At 55.2% G+C, this 19,644-nt stretch carries 17 protein-coding genes; 9 read left to right on the top strand and 8 right to left on the bottom strand.

What is annotated here, in order from left to right:
* Nucleotides 1-198: 198 nt before the first annotated feature.
* The 3 genes from A3224_RS14445 to A3224_RS14435 all read left to right on the top strand — a co-directional run bounded on the left by A3224_RS14445 (nucleotide 199) and on the right by A3224_RS14435 (nucleotide 3,634).
* The gene (locus A3224_RS14445; protein ID WP_067156175.1) at nucleotides 199-1,362 is read left to right on the top strand and encodes a phosphoglycerate kinase; all 1,164 of its coding nucleotides are present in this window, start codon (nucleotides 199-201) and stop codon (nucleotides 1,360-1,362) included.
* Nucleotides 1,363-1,502: 140 nt separating this feature from the next.
* A complete protein-coding gene (fba, locus tag A3224_RS14440; protein ID WP_067156172.1) occupies nucleotides 1,503-2,567 on the top strand; it encodes a class II fructose-bisphosphate aldolase in 1,065 nt (354 codons plus the stop codon).
* 83 nt (nucleotides 2,568-2,650) lie between these two features.
* Entirely contained in the window at nucleotides 2,651-3,634 is a 984-nt protein-coding gene (locus A3224_RS14435; protein ID WP_067156168.1) for an alpha/beta hydrolase, read from the top strand.
* Nucleotides 3,635-3,660: 26 nt separating this feature from the next.
* Here A3224_RS14435 and rarD read toward each other — a convergent pair whose 3' ends face one another.
* Both rarD and serA read right to left on the bottom strand, forming a co-directional pair.
* The gene (gene rarD, locus A3224_RS14430; protein WP_067156164.1) at nucleotides 3,661-4,569 is read right to left on the bottom strand and encodes an EamA family transporter RarD; all 909 of its coding nucleotides are present in this window, start codon (nucleotides 4,567-4,569) and stop codon (nucleotides 3,661-3,663) included.
* A gap of 229 nt (nucleotides 4,570-4,798) precedes the next feature.
* Nucleotides 4,799-6,031 carry a phosphoglycerate dehydrogenase gene (serA, locus tag A3224_RS14425; protein WP_067156161.1) on the bottom strand — a complete coding sequence of 411 codons (1,233 nt, stop codon included), beginning with the start codon at nucleotides 6,029-6,031 and terminating at the stop codon, nucleotides 4,799-4,801.
* 170 nt (nucleotides 6,032-6,201) lie between these two features.
* Between serA and A3224_RS14420 the strand changes: the two genes are divergently transcribed.
* The 5 genes from A3224_RS14420 to A3224_RS14400 all read left to right on the top strand — a co-directional run bounded on the left by A3224_RS14420 (nucleotide 6,202) and on the right by A3224_RS14400 (nucleotide 10,987).
* Nucleotides 6,202-6,831, top strand: a complete 630-nt coding sequence (locus A3224_RS14420) for a fumarylacetoacetate hydrolase family protein (protein ID WP_231902404.1) — start codon at nucleotides 6,202-6,204, stop codon at nucleotides 6,829-6,831.
* 105 nt (nucleotides 6,832-6,936) lie between these two features.
* A complete protein-coding gene (locus tag A3224_RS14415; RefSeq protein WP_067156156.1) occupies nucleotides 6,937-8,445 on the top strand; it encodes an aldehyde dehydrogenase in 1,509 nt (502 codons plus the stop codon).
* Between the two features lie 136 nt (nucleotides 8,446-8,581).
* Nucleotides 8,582-9,007, top strand: coding sequence for a VOC family protein (locus tag A3224_RS14410; protein ID WP_067156152.1), 426 nt, complete (start codon nucleotides 8,582-8,584; stop codon nucleotides 9,005-9,007).
* Nucleotides 9,008-9,263: 256 nt separating this feature from the next.
* Nucleotides 9,264-9,980: an SIMPL domain-containing protein gene (locus tag A3224_RS14405; protein WP_067156149.1), complete on the top strand. Its 717-nt coding sequence runs from the start codon at nucleotides 9,264-9,266 to the stop codon at nucleotides 9,978-9,980.
* Between the two features lie 227 nt (nucleotides 9,981-10,207).
* Entirely contained in the window at nucleotides 10,208-10,987 is a 780-nt protein-coding gene (locus tag A3224_RS14400) for a TerC family protein (RefSeq protein WP_067156146.1), read from the top strand.
* 116 nt (nucleotides 10,988-11,103) lie between these two features.
* On the opposite strand, the gene A3224_RS14395 is transcribed toward A3224_RS14400, so the two are convergent.
* From A3224_RS14395 to A3224_RS14375, 5 genes are all read right to left on the bottom strand, one after another.
* Nucleotides 11,104-12,966, bottom strand: coding sequence for a serine hydrolase (locus tag A3224_RS14395; RefSeq protein WP_231902403.1), 1,863 nt, complete (start codon nucleotides 12,964-12,966; stop codon nucleotides 11,104-11,106).
* Nucleotides 12,967-13,354: 388 nt separating this feature from the next.
* Nucleotides 13,355-14,185 carry an ATP-grasp domain-containing protein gene (locus A3224_RS14390; protein ID WP_067156143.1) on the bottom strand — a complete coding sequence of 277 codons (831 nt, stop codon included), beginning with the start codon at nucleotides 14,183-14,185 and terminating at the stop codon, nucleotides 13,355-13,357.
* 254 nt (nucleotides 14,186-14,439) lie between these two features.
* On the bottom strand, nucleotides 14,440-15,036 hold the full coding sequence (locus A3224_RS14385) for an esterase/lipase family protein (RefSeq protein WP_067156140.1): 597 nt from the start codon (nucleotides 15,034-15,036) through the stop codon (nucleotides 14,440-14,442).
* 108 nt (nucleotides 15,037-15,144) lie between these two features.
* Nucleotides 15,145-15,558: a nucleoside diphosphate kinase regulator gene (gene rnk, locus A3224_RS14380; protein WP_067156137.1), complete on the bottom strand. Its 414-nt coding sequence runs from the start codon at nucleotides 15,556-15,558 to the stop codon at nucleotides 15,145-15,147.
* Nucleotides 15,559-15,760: 202 nt separating this feature from the next.
* Nucleotides 15,761-16,615, bottom strand: a complete 855-nt coding sequence (locus A3224_RS14375; RefSeq protein WP_067156134.1) for a hypothetical protein — start codon at nucleotides 16,613-16,615, stop codon at nucleotides 15,761-15,763.
* An 828-nt stretch (nucleotides 16,616-17,443) separates the two neighbouring features.
* Here A3224_RS14375 and A3224_RS14370 point away from each other — a divergent pair.
* Entirely contained in the window at nucleotides 17,444-17,740 is a 297-nt protein-coding gene (locus A3224_RS14370; RefSeq protein WP_067156130.1) for a Bor family protein, read from the top strand.
* 696 nt (nucleotides 17,741-18,436) lie between these two features.
* On the opposite strand, the gene A3224_RS14365 is transcribed toward A3224_RS14370, so the two are convergent.
* Nucleotides 18,437-19,369 (bottom strand): LysR family transcriptional regulator, encoded by a 933-nt coding sequence (locus A3224_RS14365; protein WP_067156125.1) that lies wholly within the window; start codon nucleotides 19,367-19,369, stop codon nucleotides 18,437-18,439.
* Nucleotides 19,370-19,644 lie beyond the last annotated feature (275 nt).

Below are 19,644 nucleotides of genomic sequence, written 5' to 3'. Positions count from 1 at the left end.
ACGCGTTCCACAGTGCCCATTGTATTACGCCGATGCGCGGACGCTATGGCAAAGTCATCAGTCCGCCGCTTGTGGCTGGTCGTAATTCAACTACACAGGGGCTTGGTATACTCGGCGCCGGTGGGCGGTAAGCGCGCATCGGCTTATAATCCGCGCCCACTTTTCAGTTACTCACAGTCACAGCAAGGGGATTGGCGAATGGCGGTTAAATTGATGAAGGATCTGGATTTGGCGGGCAAGCGCCTATTGATCCGTGAAGATCTCAACGTTCCAATCAAGGATGGAGCGGTCACATCCGACACCCGTATCCGAGCGGCACTGCCCACCATTGAGGCCGCCATCAATGCCGGTGCCAAGGTGCTGTTGATGTCCCACCTGGGGCGACCCACTGAGGGCGAGTATGACGAGGCGTTTTCCATGCGGCCAGTGGCTGACCACTTGAGTACACTGCTCGGCCGCGAAGTGAAGCTGGTCAAGGAGTGGCGGAACAGCGTCGAATTGGCGGATGGCGAAGTGGCGTTGCTGGAAAACGTGCGCTTTAACCCCGGTGAAAAGAAAGACGACGAGGCCCTGGCCAAAGCCTACGCCAGTCTGTGCGACATCTTCGTGATGGACGCTTTCGGAACCGCCCACCGCGCTCAGGCATCCACCCACGGTGTGGCCAAATTCGCGCCCGTCGCCTGTGCTGGCCCGCTGCTGGCTGCCGAGCTCGATGCTTTGGAAAAGGCGCTGGCAAATCCGGCGCGCCCCATGGTGGCCATCGTCGGCGGCTCCAAGGTCTCCACTAAACTGACAGTGCTGGAGAGCCTGGCCGACAAGGTGGACCAGCTGATTGTGGGCGGGGGCATCGCCAATACCTTCCTCGCCGCCAGCGGCAAGCCAGTGGGCAAATCTCTGTGTGAACACGACTTGGTGGACACCGCCAAGGCTCTGATGGACAAGTGCGATATTCCGCTGCCGGAGGATGTGGTGACCGGCAAGGAGTTCAGCGAATCCGCCGCCGCCGAGACCAAGTCCGCCGCCGATGTGGCTGAAGACGATATGATTTTCGATATAGGCCCGCAGTCTTCCGACAAGCTGGATGAGATTTTGAAAGAGGCCAAAACCATTATCTGGAACGGCCCGGTGGGGGTGTTTGAGTTCGATCAGTTTGGCGGCGGTACCGAGCGCCTGGCTCAGGCCATCGCCGATAGCGATGCTTTCTCCATCGCCGGCGGCGGCGACACCCTGGCCGCGGTGGACAAATACGGTATTGCGGACAAAGTCTCCTATATATCCACCGGCGGCGGCGCCTTCCTGGAATATGTGGAAGGTAAAAAACTACCGGCCGTGGCAGTACTCGAAAGCCGCGCCGCCGATTAGTAATTGGCCAATTCAATCATCTGAATACCCCCTCCCGGGGCGAGGTATCTTCTGGCCCCGGGAGCGAATTCACTAAAAGCGCTTTAGCGACTAAAAAATAATTATTTCAATACCTACAGACGACGAGAAAGGAAGATTCCATGGCCCTAATCAGCTTGCGCCAGTTGCTGGACCACGCCGCCGAACACGGCTACGGCGTGCCCGCGTTCAATGTCAATAACATGGAACAGATGCGCGCGATCATGGAGTCCGCGCAGCAGACGGACTCCCCGGTGATCGTGCAGGCTTCCGCCGGTGCGCGCAAATACGCTGGTGCCCCGTTCCTGCGGCACCTGGTGCTCGCCGCGATTGAGGAATTCCCGCATATCCCGGTGGTGATGCACCAGGATCACGGCACCAGTCCGGCCGTGTGCCAGCGCTCTATCCAGCTGGGTTTCAGTTCGGTGATGATGGACGGTTCCCTGCTGGAGGACGGCAAGACACCAGCCTCCTATGAATACAATGTGGACGTCACCCGCCGCGCGGTGGAGATGGCTCACGCCTGCGGTGTATCCGTCGAAGGCGAGCTGGGCTGCTTGGGCTCCCTGGAAACCGGTATGGCCGGCGAAGAGGACGGTGTCGGCGCAGAGGGCAAACTGTCCCATGAGCAATTGCTGACCGATCCGGAAGAGGCCGCGGATTTTGTCCAGAAGACCAAGGTGGATGCTCTGGCCATCGCCTGCGGTACCAGCCACGGCGCCTATAAATTTACCCGTCCGCCCACTGGGGATATCCTCGCTATCGACCGCATCAAGGAAATCCACGCACGCATCCCCGACACCCACTTGGTGATGCACGGTTCTTCCTCAGTGCCACAAGAATGGCTGAAGGTCATCAACGATTTCGGTGGAGAAATTCCGGAAACCTACGGTGTGCCGGTGGAGCAAATTTGCGAGGGCATCAAGCACGGCGTGCGCAAGGTCAACATCGACACCGACCTGCGCCTCGCCTCCACTGGCGCGGTGCGCCGCTTCCTGGCTCAGAACCCTTCGGAGTTCGACCCGCGCAAATTCCTCAAGGAGAGCGTCAAGGCGATGAAGGAAATTTGCGTGGCCCGCTACGAGGCGTTTGGCACCGCCGGTAATGCCAGCAAGATTCGCCCGGTCAGCCTGGAGGCGATGAGTCAGCGCTACGAATCCGGCGAACTGGAACCGCAGATCAAGTAGAACGCCGCGGGCGTTTGCCGCAGGGGTGGCCGCCACCCCTGCTTCCTCCCTGCCGCCTTGCAAAATGCAGTACCATTGCGTCAATGGATCTTCTGCAAGATATCACCACCGTTGAACACAGCCCGGTCATTCGGCGCCCGGACTACTCGGCCCTGCGCGATCAGTTGCCGGAGCTGGACTTCAGCAGTGCCGATGAAGGCCCCCTGCTGCCGGCACTGCAGGAGTACCGCAATTTCTATAATCTGCACTTTCCGCAGGCGTCCAGGACCGGTGTTGGCACCTTTGCGGCCGCGGGGTTCGAGCTGGTGGCCCAGTACTGGCTGGTGGAAAAGCCCCGCGGAACCCTTTTTATCTGCCACGGGTATTTCGACCACACCGGAGTCTACGGCCCGGCGGTGCGCTTTGGGCTCGAGCGCGATTTGAACGTGGTGATCTTCGATTTTCCCGGTCACGGCCTGTCCAGTGGGGAGCCCGTGGCGATAGACACCTTTCTGCAATACCGTCAGGTTTTGCAGGTGTTACTGCAAAAAGCCCGGGATAAATTATCCGGCCCCTGGCACGCCATGGGGCAGAGTACCGGTGGCGCTGCGCTGCTGGCATACCTGCAGTACAGCCGCTGGCAGCCATTCGATAAAATTTTTCTGCTGGCGCCACTGGTGCGCCCGGCGCGCTGGCATGTGCGCAAGTGGATGTACTACCTGGGCCGCTTTTTCCTGGTGGCGCCCGACCGGGGTTTCAATATCAACACTCACGACGCCGAGTTCGCGCGCCGTCAGGCACATCGGGACCCCTTGCAGTCGCGGGTGATCTCCATGCGCTGGCTCGGTGCCATGGTGGACTGGCTGAAGACCTTTCCCGCCACGGCGAAAAATCCCAAGCCCATTCTGGTGGTGCAAGGCACCGGCGATGAGACAGTGTCCTGGCGCTACAACATGCGCGCAATACGCGACCGCTTCCCCAATAGCCGCCGCGTGATTATACGCGGTGCCCGCCATCAAATGATTAACGAGACCCAGCCCTATCGGCACCAGATTCTCAAGGCGCTGGACGACTGGCTTAATCGCTAACGGGGCGGGGCAGCCGCGTCGGTGAATCAGACCAACGCCTTTTTCTGCTGCCGCATCTTCCGGCGTTGTGCCAGGGCGTCCGCAGTATAGAGCAGCAGCCCCGACCACACGCAGGCGAAGGTAATCACCTTGCCTTCGCCAAAGGGCTCGTGGAACACCAGCGTTGCGAGCAGCAGCATCAGGGTTGGCCCCAGGTACTGCAGAAAGCCGAGGGTGGAAAGATTCAGCCGACGCGCGGCGATATTGAACAACAGCAGCGGCGTCAGAGTAATGGGGCCGGCCAGTAGCAAGAGGCCGTTGGTCCGCCAGTCGTTGGCGAGCAAGTTGCTGCTGGGGCTGTCGGACCACAAAAGGTAAGCCAAGGCTGGCAGCAACATATACAGGGTCTCTATGGTGAGGCCGGTCAGGCTGTCCACCGGTGCGCGCTTGCGCACCAAACCGTAAAAGCCGAATGACAATGCCAGCAGTAGAGCCACCACTGGCACCCTGCCAAATTGCCAAAGCTCGTGAGCGATACCTATCACCGCCAGCACAACGGCCAGCCACTGCAGGCGCCGCAGCCTTTCCCCAAGAATCAGCACGCCGAGTAGGACGTTAACAATCGGATTGATGTAATAGCCGAGGCTGGCATCCAGCAGATGGGCGTTGGTGATGGCCCAGATAAACACCAGCCAGTTGCTACCGATCAAGAGGGTGGACAGGGCCAGAATGCGCATTTTCTTGCCGTCGCGCAGGGTTGCGGAGACATCGGAGAGGCGGCCGATCAGGACGAGAACCCCCACGGCCAGCACCAGTGACCAGATGCTGCGATGGGCGAGAATTTCCACAGCGGGAATCCCGTCTAATAGATTGAAGTACAGCGGCGCCAGCCCCCAGATAAGGAAGGCGGCAACGCCGGCGAGCAAGCCGGTTGCGGCGGAGTCGTGATTACGCAAAGAGGTACACCTGATTATGGAAGGGCGGCGGCGCCGCCGGAGCGAAGAGGCGCTATTTTAGGAGGGAGCGGACGTCACCATCAATCCTCCTTGAGAGCGCAGCAGAAGGTCCCGTGCACTCACTGGGTGCTCAAAAAACGCCGGCTCCGGATGAGGAACCCGTGCGAATGCATCGGAGCTTCCCCACCGGAGCCGTTTTGTTTCCCGAAGTGCGTTTTGCCTAGGCGTCTTAGAAGAGTACGCGGCAGCGCAGCGTGCCGGGAATATTTTTCAGCTTCTCCAGCGCCAGATCTGAGTATTCCGCGTCCACATCGATTACCACGTAACCGAGGGTTTCGTTGGTCTGCAGGAACTGCGCAGAGATATTGATGTTGTTCTCCGAGAACACCTGGTTGATGGCGCTGAGCACTCCGGGAACATTGCGGTGGATGTGCAGCAGGCGATGCGCGCCCACATGACCCGGCAGCGCCACTTCCGGGAAGTTGACTGAACTGGTGGTGGTGCCATTGTCGGAGTAGTAGGCCAGCTTCTCCGCCACTTCTATGCCGATATTTTCCTGCGCTTCCATGGTGGAACCACCGATGTGGGGTGTGAGCAGGGCATTATCGATTCCGCGCAGCGGCGATACGAACTCGTCGTCATTGCTGCGCGGCTCCACCGGAAATACGTCGATGGCCGCACCGGCCAGGTGGCCACTCTTCAGCGCTTCCGCAAGGGCCTCTATGTCCACCACGGTGCCGCGGGAGGCGTTTAGCAATATCGCACCGGGCTTCATGCGGGCGATTTGCTTGGGCCCCATCATCATCTTGGTGGAAGGCAGTTCCGGTACGTGCAGAGACACAACGTCCGCCTCGCCCAGCAGTTCATCCAGCGAACTGATTTGTACTGCGTTGCCCAGCGGCAATTTGGTGACCACATCGTAGAAGATCACGCGCATGCCCAGGGCTTCCGCTAGCACCGAAACCTGAGAGCCGATGGCGCCGTAGCCGATAATGCCCAGGGTCTTGCCGCGGGCTTCGAAGGCACCGGCGGCGGATTTCATCCAGCCGCCGCGGTGGCAGGCGGTGTTTTTGGCCGGGATACCGCGCAGAGTCAATATGGTTTCGGCAATAATCAATTCCGCCACACTGCGGGTGTTGGAGTAGGGCGCATTGAAAACGGCGATGCCCAGCTCTGTGGCCGCCTTGAGATCCACCTGGTTGGTGCCGATGCAGAAACAGCCGATGGCGACCAGTTTGCGCGCACTTTCCAGAACCTTGCGGGTCAGCTGGGTGCGGGAACGAATGCCGATAAAGTGGACATTGGATATTTTCTCAATCAGCTGGTCTTCCGGCAGCGAGGTCTTGAGGTACTCCACATTGGTATAGCCACGGGACGCAAGCAGATCGACGGCGGACTGATGTACGCCCTCAAGCAGCAAAATGCGAATCTTGTCTTTTTGCAAAGAAGTTTGTGGAGTCATATACACTCTCTTGACTGATGGCGAGGGAACAAGCGGTAAAATTTTCGACTGCCGGGGGCCCGGCGAAGGCGCGATCATACCACAAGCGCCCTGGAGCGCTTTATTCGAAATGCCTATCACAACTATCTAATTTTATGATGTACAGACACCATTACACCTGCGGCACTCAAATGCCGCTCAGTCCGCGCAAGATCGTCTGTGTGGGCCGTAATTATGCCGCCCACGCCGCCGAGCTCGGCAACCCGGTTCCAGAGGAGCCGCTGCTGTTTATTAAGCCGGCCACCGCAGCGGTGCCCATGGCCGAGCCGATTCGCCTCCCCGCGGGGCGGGGCAGCTGTCACTTTGAGGGGGAGTTGGCACTGCTGATCGGCGAGCGGCTCACGGGAGCCACTCCCTCGGAAGTGCCGGCCGCCATCGCCGGTTTGGGGCTGGCGCTGGACCTCACTTTGCGCCAGCTGCAGTCCCAGCTGAAAAAAGACGGCCATCCCTGGGAAAAGGCCAAGGGCTTCGACGGCGCCTGTCCTCTGTCGCCTTTCGTGAAATTGGGCTCTATTCCAGACTGGGGTGACCTCACCTATTCCCTGTGGTTGAACGGCGAACTGCGCCAACGCGGAGAGACGGCGCTGATGCTGACACCCATTCCCGAGCTGGTGGCCTATATCAGCGCTTATTTCACGTTGATGCCCGGCGATGTGGTGCTCACCGGCACACCGGCCGGTGTGGGCGAACTGCAGAGTGGTGACCGCATTGCGATGCAGCTGGAGGACGACTGGTTGCGGGTGGAAACCCGAGTGGATTGAGCGGCCTGCAGGGGCTCCCATTTGTGGGGTTACTGATATGCTTTGATTTGTGATCACATTTTGGTATAAGCCGAACAATGATTCAGGTCTGACAAGAGGTGTGCCATGGCAGCGCAACAACCGATCCCCCAAACCCTGCAGGAGTGGCAGGCTCTGGCCGCCGCTTTGGAAATTGAAAGCCGCGCGTTTATCAATGGCGAATATGTGGATGCCCTCGGCGGCCGGACCCGGCCGACCGTCAACCCGGCGGATGGCAGTGAACTGGCACAGGTGGCCAGCTGCGGTCCCGAAGACGCCAAAGTCGCGGTGGAGGTTGCCCGCCGTACTTTCGAGTCTGGGGTCTGGTCTGCAATGCCGCCCATGGAGCGCAAAAAGATCCTGGTGCGTTTTGCCGAGCTGATCGAGCGGGACAAAATCGAAATCGCGCTGTTGGAAAGCCTGGATGCGGGCAAGCCGATCAGCGACACGGTAAACGTAGATGTCCCCGGTGCGATCACCACAATCCGCTGGAGTGGTGAGGCCATCGACAAGATTTACGACGAAGTGGCGCCCACCGGACCGGACGAACTGGCCCTGGTGCAGCGCATGCCTCTGGGGGTGGTTGCGGCCATAGTGCCCTGGAACTTTCCTCTCTCCACCACCGCCTGGAAGCTGGGGCCGGCGCTCGCCACCGGCAACAGTGTGATCTTAAAACCCGCTTCCAATACGCCGCTGACGGCGATCAAGCTGGCGGGGCTGGCCAAGGAGGCGGGTCTGCCGGACGGTGTGTTGAACGTTCTGCCGGGCCCCGGTTCCACCCTCGGCAAAGCCCTGGGCCTGCACATGGACATCGACTGCCTCACCTTCACCGGCTCCACCGCCGTGGGCAAAACCCTGACGGAGTATGCCGGCCAGTCCAACCTGAAACGCACATTTCTAGAGCTGGGGGGCAAGAGTCCCAATATTGTTTTCGCCGACGCGGACCTGGACAAGGCCGCCGAGGCCGCCGCTCTGGCGATCTTCTACAACCAGGGCGAGACCTGCACCGCAGGCTCGCGTCTGCTGGTGGAAAAGTCCATCGCCGACGAATTTATCCGCAAGGTGGCCGCAGCCGCGGAGCGTTTCCAACCGGGCCATCCACAGGACCCCAACACGGTGATGGGGGCCCTGATTGATCAGAGCCAGTTCGATACCGTTGAGTTCTACGTGGCCAAAGGTCTGGAACAGGGGGCGCAGCTGGTGTGCGGCGGCAAGCCGGCGGATGTGGTGGCCGGTGGTTACTACTATCAACCGACCATCTTCCGCGGTGTCAGTGGCGATATGACCATCGCGCGCGAGGAAATTTTCGGCCCGGTGTTGTCAGTGATCGAGTTCGAGACAGAGGCGGAGGCGCTGCGCATCGCCAATGACTCCATTTACGGCCTGGCCGCCGGTGTCTGGACTCACAATCTCGGCCGTGCGCACCGCATGGCCCGCGGTCTCCGCGCCGGCTCCGTATGGGTGAACAACTATTTCGGCGGTGATATCACCGTGCCTTTCGGTGGCTTCAAGCAGTCCGGCAATGGCCGCGACAAGTCTTTGCATGCGCTGGATAAATACTGCGAGTTGAAGTCCACCTGGATCGATTTGGGTTAATTGTACTGTTACTTACAAAGGCCGCGGCAGCGGCCTTTTTTATGGCGTAGATTGGCTGGCGTTTGCGAACCCCGATACTCTAGTGAGGATTATGGACCCGCTGCGAATCGCAGTGCACGCTTGAAAGGAGAACACCATGGAGTTTCTGATTAATATCGATGTTGATGACCTGCCCCGTGCCATTGATTTTTATCAGAGCGCCTTCGGTCTGCGCCCGGGGCGCAGTTTCGGAGCTTCTGGAATGGAGATGCTCGGCGGCAACGCGCCCCTCTATCTTTTGGCGAAGGCGCCTGGCTCCCAAGCCAGCGAGGGCCAGCGGAGGAATTACCGGCGCCACTGGACACCGGTGCACCTGGACATGGTGGTAGACGATGTGGAAGCCGCCGTTGACCGGGCGGTGGCTGCCGGCGCAAAACTGGAAGGAGAAATCCGGGTAAACAGCTGGGGGGCGATTGCCACACTGTCTGATCCCTTCGGCCACGGTTTTTGCCTGTTGGAATTTCGCGGCCGCGGTTACGATGCACTGGCTCAGGAGCCTTCTGGCCAAGGAACCTCTGATTAATTCGCGTGAACACTATGGTAGCTTCCGGGGCGCTCAGGCAATAGGACGGATATTTCGAAAACGCACGAGTACTTCCCTGTAGCTCCGACGGATACATCCCTGTATCCGACGGTTTCGAAATATCCGTCCTATCACCTGAGCTTCATATCCGTCCCTGAAGAATTTCTGCCACCAGAAAGTGATTTAATCAGAGGTTCCCTAAGGCGCCTTTGACTCTGCGCTCCTCCAAGGATTTGTACAATTTCGGAGAACAAAAATGAATACACGAAATACTGTGCCTGCACTGCTGCTCGGTGTTGGCGTACTATTGGGATTCGCCGCCCTCGGTTTCCTTTTCGGCAACGCTGTGGAAAAGTTCAAGAGTTACGAGCGCACTGTTACCGTTAAAGGTTTGGCGGAGCGGGAGGTGCCGGCGGATATTGTGATTTGGCCCATCCAGTTCACGGCGGCGAGTAACGATTTACCTTCCCTCTACCAGAATATTGCCGCCAGCAGTGCGCGCATCGAACGATTTCTGAACGATCAGGGGATTGATCCGGATGAGGTCACCGTATCTCTGCCGGCCATCACTGATAAGCTGGCCCAGCAGTACGGCGGACAGCGAGCGGAGTTCCGCTATTCCGCACTGCAGACGGTCACTGTTTACTCGGATCAGGTGGACAAGGTACGCGAGGCCATGCAAAAACTCGCGGACCTCGGCAAGGAGGGGATCGCCTTTTCCCAGGGCAATTACCAGGGGCAGATCGAGTACATCTATACCGGTCTGAACGATATCAAACCGGAGATGGTTGAGCAGGCCACTCTCGAAGCACGGTTGGTCGCGCAGAAGTTTGCCGAGGACTCGGACAGTGTCCTCGGCAAGATCAAGCGTGCCTCCCAGGGCCAGTTCAGTATTCGGGACAGGGATAAAAACAACCCTCACATTAAAAAAGTGCGTGTGGTATCGACGGTAGAGTATTACTTGTCAGACTGAGAGTGGTGAGGGGCCGCCGAAAATGGGCCATTGTCACTGTACCGAACGGTTTCGGAATGTCGCTCCCATCACCTGAATTCCTTATCTTGAGGCAAAGCCACTCTACAGCCGGGAAGCGAATGAATCAGAGTTCGCCAAACAAAAATCACTCGGGCTGCAGGGAAGCGCGTGAGGGAATAAAATAGCCTCTTCAAATAAACTCCCTTTGTAAAAAAAGGAAATTTCCTATGTTTGAATGGGTGGCTAACCCCGAGGCCTGGATTGCGCTGGTGACACTGGCGGCGCTTGAGATAGTTCTCGGCATTGACAATATTATCTTTATTTCCATCCTCGTCGGCCGCCTGCCGGAAAAGCAGCGCGAGCCGGCGCGTTATATCGGCTTGACCCTGGCCATGGTCACACGCTTACTCCTTTTGTTTTCCATTGTTTGGGTGATGGGATTGGTGGAGCCCTGGTTTACTGTGTTAGGGCAGGAGATCTCTGGACGGGATCTGATTCTGATTGGGGGCGGCCTCTTCTTGTTGGCCAAGGCTACCCACGAAATTCACAACAGCTTGGAAGGTGTCGATGGCGGCGGTGGTGAGGTGGCTACCGCCGGTTTTGGTATGGTACTGGTGCAGATTGCGATTCTGGATATCGTTTTCTCACTGGATTCGGTGATTACCGCAGTGGGCTTGGTGGACGAGATCTCCATTATGGCGGTGGCCATTGTGCTGGCGGTGATAGTGATGCTGGTAGCGGCTAAATCTATCGGCGATTTTGTCGACCGGCATCCGACGGTGAAGATGCTGGCGTTGTCTTTTCTGATCATGGTTGGTTTAACTCTGATTGTGGAAGGCTTCGATGTACATGTGCCCAAGGGGTATATCTACTTTGCCATGGCCTTTTCGGTGGCGGTGGAAATGCTCAACCTGCGTCTGCGCAAGCGGCAGCAAGCGCGCCCCGTGGCGCTGCACAGCCCTTACCGTGAGGAGAGCACGAAAATAGCAGAAGGCAATTCCGATTAATTCGCTCGGAAGGCCCGGAGAGACCTTGCGGCTGGCTGAGTTGTGGATAGATGAAAAGGACCTTCCGGCGCCGTCGGATACAGGCCGTATCCGGCGGTGCGGAAATATCAATCAGCCTATTGGCACAGGCTGCGTATCTTGTGTGCCTCCTGCACTGCTTCCAGCCAATAGTAGGTGTCGTTATCGCTGAAATAGTAGTAGATACTGTTATTGGGCAGCAGTACCACGGTAATGCCGCCGAATCCGGATAGGAAGGGAATCCACAGATCGCCGCTGCAACTGCTCAGCTTCCCCGCCACATTGTGTGCCCAAAATCCATTGTTGTAGCGATAGTTCGCCATGGGCACTGTACCTGTATCAGTTGCCGAGCGCTGCAACGCCGCATCCAGTTGGTTTGCGTCCAGCACCTGCTCTCCATTGATTTTTCCCCTGTCGATACCGATAAAACTGGCAATTTTGACGATGTCGTCCGGCAGCCAGATCAGTCCCCAACCGGTGAAAGGCTGTCGCACCGAATCGTAGGTGCGGCGCGTGTAGCGGCCGGTGGCACTTACGCCGATGGGTTTCCACAGATCCTCGACGATAATATCCGTGAACAGGTCCGCATCACTGCCGCGCCGACTGCGCAAATAGGCGTTCATCAAGGTGCCGGCGATATAGGTATCCGATGTGTGGTAGACCCACTGGGTGCCGGGTGGCGCCTTGCGTGAATAGCGGGTACAACTGTAGTGGATCTTGTTGGCGTGGGTTTCCGGTAGAAAAAAATAATCCGTGTGTTTCGCGTCTTCATCCTGCATGTAAGTGCTGCTGCTGTAATTGCCGGAGGCCATGTCCAGCAAGTTATCCAGTGTCACATCATTCCAGTTGCCGTTCTTGTCACAGTCGGGCACATAGCTGCCTACAAGGCTGTTACGTACACCGGGATACAAGTACTCCAGTCGCATCATGGCGACGCCAGCGACCAGTGATTTGGCGGCGGAGTAGGAGGGGACGACCAAGGATTCGCAGAAAGGGTAGTCGCCACGGCGAGTGGTGCAGTCAGCGCGATAGTGGATACCGTCAATCACAAAGCCGGCGGTGCTTACATGAGTGGGATCTGTATCATTTGGCGCTGCAAAGGCGCTGGTATTGATACCTGGATAATCGTCTGCCAGTGTGGAAAGTGGTTTCACCGGCAGACGCGCAGCGATTTCCTCCTGGTACTCGCGGATCAGCCGGGCTTTATCGGCAATGTCCTGCGGTGTGTATGTGGCACTAAGCAGCCCCCACCAGTCCGCTTTGAAATAGAGGCAGGTTTCACTGCTGATTTGATAGGCCACCTTGGAAATCGCGCCATTTTCCTTGAACAGAAAAGACATTACGCCGTTGTGCACACAGTTGGCGTTGCGTTCCTGCAGGGCAAAGGGAATCGATACGCGCGTGTAACCCTTGTCACCGTTTTCCCGCCAAACCCTACCCGGTGCCAGCACATATTCCCAGTCTGGGTGGGCGCTGGGAATAGAGCCGCGTTGCAGTGGGAAAATATGGCTGCCAGTCTGCACAAACTGAAAATCGAATTCCGGTAAATGTTTGCGCGGACTGTCGCTGTTGTCGGTGTAGTTGTAGGTGTCCACCTGCTCGAAAAAACCTCCACCGCTGGCTTCCCCGTGAAGTGTCAGTCTGCCAGCAAAAAGGTGTTGCGGATGGGCGGCTTCGGGCGGAAGTGCGTAGCCGGATAAGTCGATGCGCGAACCGGGATCGGAGCCGTTCATCAAAGTGTCGTAGCTGAGCAGGGTCCGTTCCACATTGCCGCTACCGTTTAGCGTTCCATAGGCGTTGTGGTTATTGTTGTGATCATTGAAAGGGTGAGGAATACTGGCGGGCCGACCGTCAGTGCTGCCATCCTGAAAGTCGCCGGATACAACGGTATTCGTTTTCAATGAGGATGAGGTGCAGGCGGAGATTAATGCAGCAAAAGTTAAATATTTAAGAGCGTTCATTGTTGTAATTTTTTTCATTGTTAGGCTCAGATTCTCTAATCCCGGGGGCGATCCTACAAGTACGGTCCTTTATCTCCAATGGATACAGGGATGTATCCGTCGGAGCTACAGGAAAGTACTCGTGTGTTTTCGAAATGTCCGTCCTATTTCCTGAGCGCCCCGGAAGCTACCATAGTGTTCACGCGAATTAATCAGAGGTACCTTAGCAATATTCGTGTCACAGAAAAGAGTGACTTCGCTTTGTAGTAGCCTAACGCCCTTGATAGCCGGTGCCGTACCGCGCTGTCCGGCCTGGGTAAAATACAACGGCGTTACGGAACGGGCAGTGGATAGTAAGCTCTGTTCCGCAATGCCGCCGTGATAGAAACCTTCTGTCGCCTAAGATGACTTAAGCCGCACGGTTGAAACGCCGGCGCGGTGAGGATGGGCGGCTGGGGAAATTCGGCCCGGTGGGCGTGGATTGCCGTTGCAGATAGTCCTGGATAACCTCCCGTAGTTTGGCATCGCCGCCCTCTATACCCTGGTTACCAAAAAGCCGGTTGAATTCGAGCACGTAGGGGTGCCCGCCGACCATGGCGATATCGAAGCCAGCGTGGTTGATATCCAGCGTTCGGGCCAGGTGAAGCGCAAGGGTGACAGCGGCTTCGGGCACCGGGCTTCGCTCAATAAGACCGCCCTTGGAGACATTGTTGTAGAACCCCTGTGCCGCCTGCAGACGCCAGTACGCGGTGATGACCTGATCGCCGATAACAACGATGCGGATATCCCTGTCAATTGGCAGTTGCTCCTGTACGTAGAGTACATCGCTTTTGCTCAGGTAGTCGCGCCAGTCCTGCAGTGACTCGATCAGCCAAACGCCATTGCCCTGGGAGGATTTGGGCAGTTTGGCCACAAAGGGTTGGTCCATTTCATTCCAGAGGTGTTCGGCATTTTCCGGAGTATTGGCAAGAATACGCGTGTAAGGCGTGTTAGCCGGAGCGACTAACTCGAAGGCGCGCGTCATTTCTATTTTGTTGTGGCCCAGGCGGTAACTGGCTTCGCTGGGAAACACCCGCGCCTGCAGGCCATAGATGAGTGCGTTTAGTTGCCAGTACTCGGGGAAAAGCACCCATTCTGCCGTGCTGATCTCCTCTCGGTATTTGAACACATCTTCCGGCTTCAACTGTAGGGTATCAGGGAACCCCAAAGTGCGAAAAATATTGAACGAGACCCAGGACATCGTTTTGCTTGAGGATGCTCTGATTAAATCGCGCTAATGCTGCCAATGGTTAAGAGGCGCTCAGACATTGTGCATTCGCTCACCTGCATCTTTGCGGATGGTTGTCTGCAGGCTTGCCAAAATGCATCCGGCCTTTTTAAGCCAGCTTTGGGTTTGGGTCAATATGTGATGTGCAGCGGCGAATGCTGGGGCTGGTCATGAACTGGACACGTTGAACAGATTTGCGGGTGGGCCGGATAAACCGTCCCGCAGGATTATGCCAGTGCCGAGCGGAGCTCCCTGTTGACCAGGTCGATAACCCGAGCGTCTGATGGCATCCACCGGTGCAGCTTAACCGGTACTTCGTAAGATGTTCCGATCGGCAACAGGGCGCTGGAATGGGGCAGGATGGTGATGTCGTATTTGGTCCAGATAGAGACCGGCGCGGTACAGGATAGTGATTCCATATCGTTGTTAAGCTGCTCCAGAAACTGACTGCCAATACGCAGCTGCCGGCCGCCCTTGTACGGCAGGAAGTTGGCCCAAAAGCTGCCGAAATGGGGGCTGGATATGGCGATGAACTTGTATACCCGTTCAAGTCCACCCATTGATTGGAGGTAATATCTTGCGACTATACCGCCCATGCTGAAGCCGACCAGGGCACAGGTGTGCCCTTTGTCCGCGAGCGTCTCTACGCTGCGCTGCAACTGTTCCGATAGATGCTCCAAGCCGTGCCAGCCGGAATTGTATTTCAGGTGGATATAGTGGGCGGAAAAGCCGGCTTCATTCAGCATTTGTTCCATGCGCCGCATCGACCAACCGTAATCGAAAATACCGGGTATCAGAAGAACGGTGCGACTTTTAGGAGTCATGGATAAAACCTTCTCCAGTTGTGCCACCCTCAGTTGAAAGCATTGTTTGAGGGCGGCGCAGTAAACTGTAGTCAGCCGTTGATGATAATCCTATTCAATAGGAGACGCTTATCTTTCGTAATCCCCGGCGCGCTCCGGTTGATAGAGAACCTCAATAATTTTCACTTTAATAAAGCCGCCACCCGGCTTTGGCCATTCGATTTCATCCCCTTGGGATAGGCCGAGCAGCGCACTTCCTACCGGGGCCAGAATCGATATGGTCTTTCCGCTCGTGTCGACATCATCCGGATAGACCAGAGTCAGCTCGAATTCACTTTGGGTGGACTCTACGAAAAAGCGTACCGTTGAGTTCATTGTCACTATGTTGGGCGGCATTTCCGTAGGTTTGACGATATTGGCCCTGGCAAGCTCGGTTTCCAAATCGCTTAGGCCCGCAATGCTGTTTGATGGCAGGGCGTCAATCAATTTATACAAACGATCTAAGTCTAGTGATGAGATTGTTATTTCTGGTCTCTTGCTCATTTTTCCTCCTTGACGATAAGAAAATATTTCAACGGTTATACCTGAGATTCATTTCATTGTTTCAAACAAATAACATGGTGCTGAAATGGTAAGCCCTATCTAGGGGACCTCTGATTAATATACTCAGTGTTGACAAAATGCTTTGATTCTCAAGAATCACCCACATTGCACACGAGAATTCATCAGGGATCTCTTAACAAGTTTAATCCTTGCAAAAATACTTGACTCGCGAATATGCCTCGGCTAGCCCATTGGATTTCCAAGTGTAACGTGCCGTGGACCATTGGTGCAGTGGAATCCTTAAGGCGCCTGCCTTGGACTGTAATAGCTGGCGCTCAATTTCCGGTGTTACGGTAAATCCGTAAGCATCAAATCTTTTGTTGTCTGATGTTAAATGAAAGTCACCATCCAGTTTGAATTCCACATTGTACGGAAAGTAAAGATGTACGTCTTCCGTTTTCGGCAAATACCACGGATAGTCCCATTTTATGGTCATAGCAATTTGATTTTGTGCGGTGCAGGAAAAACTGATTCCATAATCTAAATTCGTGTGTTTGTAGTTATCCTTAATAAAAAAATTTGTGGCGACTTGTTTTGCGATTACCTTTCCTCGGGAGTCAAACGTAGAAAGAAATACCTTCACTGGTTCATAGGTTCCATCGAAGCGTTTTTCGAGAGGAACCAGGTTGCCATGAAGGATATCATCTTTATCGTTATGAACAGCTGTGTCGTTCACCGTCAATGATATGGAATCAAAACGGCTGTCAATTAAACCTAGGTCTCTCATTGTATATTTTTTATTGAAGACTCTATTGCCGCCATCGTCCAGAATATAAAACCTGAAGATGTCAAACTCCGGGTGTGCTTCAACCTCTGATAAAGTGACTTCCTGTCCGTCGTTAAGCTTTTCCATAGTTTCCAGTGCCGCCATCTGTTTGAAAACGCGGTACTTTTGTCCTTCGAGCTCTTTGGCTAAAACGCCATTGATTGCTCTGTCAGAATTTGCGTATGCGCTGCTAATAGCAAAAATACCCAATAGAAAATACGCAAATTTCATACTGTCTCCGCTGGTGTTGTGTAAAGTTTTGCACGAGTTTAGGTCGCGTGCATGTAATCGAATGCTGCCACCTTAAAATACGATCGCGATTCTAATTGGCCCGCTGGTAGATTTTAGAAGCGTTGGCCACTGGGCATCCTGGCGAGAATACAGCAGTTGCGCGCCCCCTGAAATCCCTAACCGGCAAAAGCCCCGATTACCGACTGTTTTGTTCATTATTTGGTCAGATTGGCCCGCCGGTGAGTGACGAATAGCCCCCGACATAGAGAATCATGAATCAGAGATGATTGCGCTCGGAAAGCAGATCCTGGGGTGAAATTTAGATAACCTGGATCTATTCAGATCAAGGTGAAGAGAGTTTTTATAGGTGCAGCAATAACAGGGGGTTGGCGGGTGATCGGACGAGTGGTGCGAAATTTGGGGTAGCCTGACGTTAACAGTGCCGGGAAAACGATAGTAAACTAGATAATAAATAGGATAAGAGCGAAAAACGAAGCAGCGGATAATCTGGTTTTTTGGATTGTCAGTCAGCTCGGGGTAATCATGATGTAATAATTTCTATAGGCTGTAATACAGGAAATATTAATACGCTGGATGAAATGTACAGATATTCACCGCCTTTTTGTGTTTAATGTGTGTGTTAATCTTCACTATTGATTCTAATAATAGTGTTTTAGCATATTAAAACTGCCTGTATTTATGCGGTTTTAACTTTCATTGGTTTTTTCTGAAATAAAGTATCGTTTCTTTCGTCGCGTTATTGCGGTTTTTGATTTGGCATCTTCGCCCGGGATGTCAAATAGAGTCAGTCGGGCAATAGGAGTTAAAATGAAAATTAAACTTTTTTCCGCGTTTCTCGCGAGTTCACTGCTTTTTGGTTGTGCTTCTCAAACATTCACCATTAACGGTGAAGGAGGGGAAGTGCCAACCTCGCAAAAAACGCAGCACTTTTTTGTCAGTGGTATTGGGCAGGAAAAAATTACTAATGCGGCGGAAATCTGCGGAGGTGCGGAAAATATCGTAAAAGTTGAGGCTCAGCATACCTTCATGAATGGCTTCCTGAGCTTTATCACGTACGGGATTTACACGCCCCGTGATGCCAAGGTTTACTGCAAGTCAGAATAAATAGATTGAACAAAGGGCGACTTAATTGGGGCCTTTCTCAAGCATTGCATAACTCATTATGAGTGCTTTCCTTGAAATAATTGTGATAAAAGGAGATTGGCCGGAAGGGCTCCGCGGGCAGTATCTCAAGGTGCTTTCCGTGGGCCCGCAAACTGCGCGCCTCTTCGCTGTAAATGATGGTTATGGTTGGGGATATATGACGTTTGTATTACCTTGAAGGAGCTGTTTGATAAAAGCTTCGCTCGTGTTTTTGATCGTGAGTAATCCGCAGATATATATGAGGAGCTTTTATCAGATTATCTGAGCTAAGGAACCTCTGATTAATTCGCGTGAACACTATGCTAGCTTCCGGGACGCCCAGGCAATAGGACGGATATTTCGAAAACGCACGAGTACTTCCCTGTAGCTCCGACGGATACATCCCTGTATCCGTCGGTTTCGAAATGTCCGTCCTATCACCTGAGCTTCACATCCGCCCCGAAGCGCCTCGGCCACCAGAAAGTGACTTAATCAGAGGTTCCCTAACATGGGCGGTAAAGTAATCGCTAGAGACTTGTTAGAGAGAATTTCGGCTAGATAAAAAATTTCTTGACTCTCATTGTTTCTCATATCAGAAGGGTAATCCCTGACCTTGAGTGCTAATGTACCTTCTCTCCCCTTAAAGTGGATATTTCAATAAGTAAGCGCAGTGTACAATTATTTATTGATTTCTAATGACTCCAAAAACAGCCGCACCGCCGGGTGTTCTGCGGCACTTCGCTTGAAGGTCGCCGCGTTCTCGATCCGGTAGCGGAACCGCTCCGGCCGCAGGGCCATCAGTTGTCCGCGCTGCACGTAGTCCTCCGCCAGGTACTCAGGCAAAAAGCCCACAAACTGCCCCGACAATATCATCGCCAGTCGCGCCGCCATATGGTTGGCGGTGGATTTGCGCGGAAACAGGCGGTAAAGGTGCGCTGCGCCGGATAGGACGGCGTGGCTGGGGGCCGCCAATTCTTGCTTTGTTAGTGACTCCTCGCTTACTTCTTCTGCAGCGGCCAGCGGATGCTGCTGGCTGCAGTAAAGTAGTGACTGGTGGTGGAACAGGGGGCGGTACTGAAGGCCGGGGCGGTGGGAGTGAAGCGGGTTGATACCCACATCGGCACGGCCGGCGAGGATTTCAAGTTCCAGCTCCTGCGGGTCGGCCAGCTGCAGGTCCAACTGCAGCTCCGGGGCCTGCTGGCGGATACGGGCCAGGGTCGCGGGCAGGTCCAGCTGGGGGATTTCCAGTACATCGTCTGGCAGCACGATGCGCAGGCTGCCAGTCAGGCTCGACTGGATGGCATTGACTTGGCTTCTGAAGGCATCCAGGTGGCTGTCCAGTTCAATAATGGCCCGGTAGACCGCTTCGCCTTCCGGGGTGAGCTTGAAGTCGGCACGGCCCCGGGATCTCAAGCACAGCGGCATGCCCAGACGCGATTCCAGGTCGGAGAGGTGTACGCTGATGGTGGAGCGGCTGATGTTCAGTGCCACTTCGGCGGCGGCCAGGCCGCCAGCGCGGACGACTTCGCGGAATACGCGCAGCAGACGCAGGTCCATGTCGCTCAGGCGGCCGCCGAGGGCGCTTTTGCTGGTTTTTTTGGCCTTGCTCATCCGTTTTACCCGTGTGCTTGCTGATGGATTGCCTGCGGGAGCTTGGGGCACCGCTGATTAAGCCCCTTGACGACAAAATACTTGAAGCCGCATGAGAATCTCAGGTGATGGGATGGGCGCCCCAGAATCGACTACAGCGCTCAAGCATATGAATTGGGATTCCTCGGGAACCTTTGATTAATCCGCGTGAATACTATGGTAGGTTTTGGGGCGCTCAGCCAATAGGACGGATATTTCGGAAACGCACGAGTACTTCCCTGTAGCTCCGACGGATA

The sequence above is a fragment of the Microbulbifer thermotolerans genome (assembly GCF_001617625.1).
Lineage (GTDB): Bacteria > Pseudomonadota > Gammaproteobacteria > Pseudomonadales > Cellvibrionaceae > Microbulbifer > Microbulbifer thermotolerans.
Note: the sequence above shows the minus strand (reverse complement) of the source record. Positions and strands in the feature narration are given on the sequence as shown.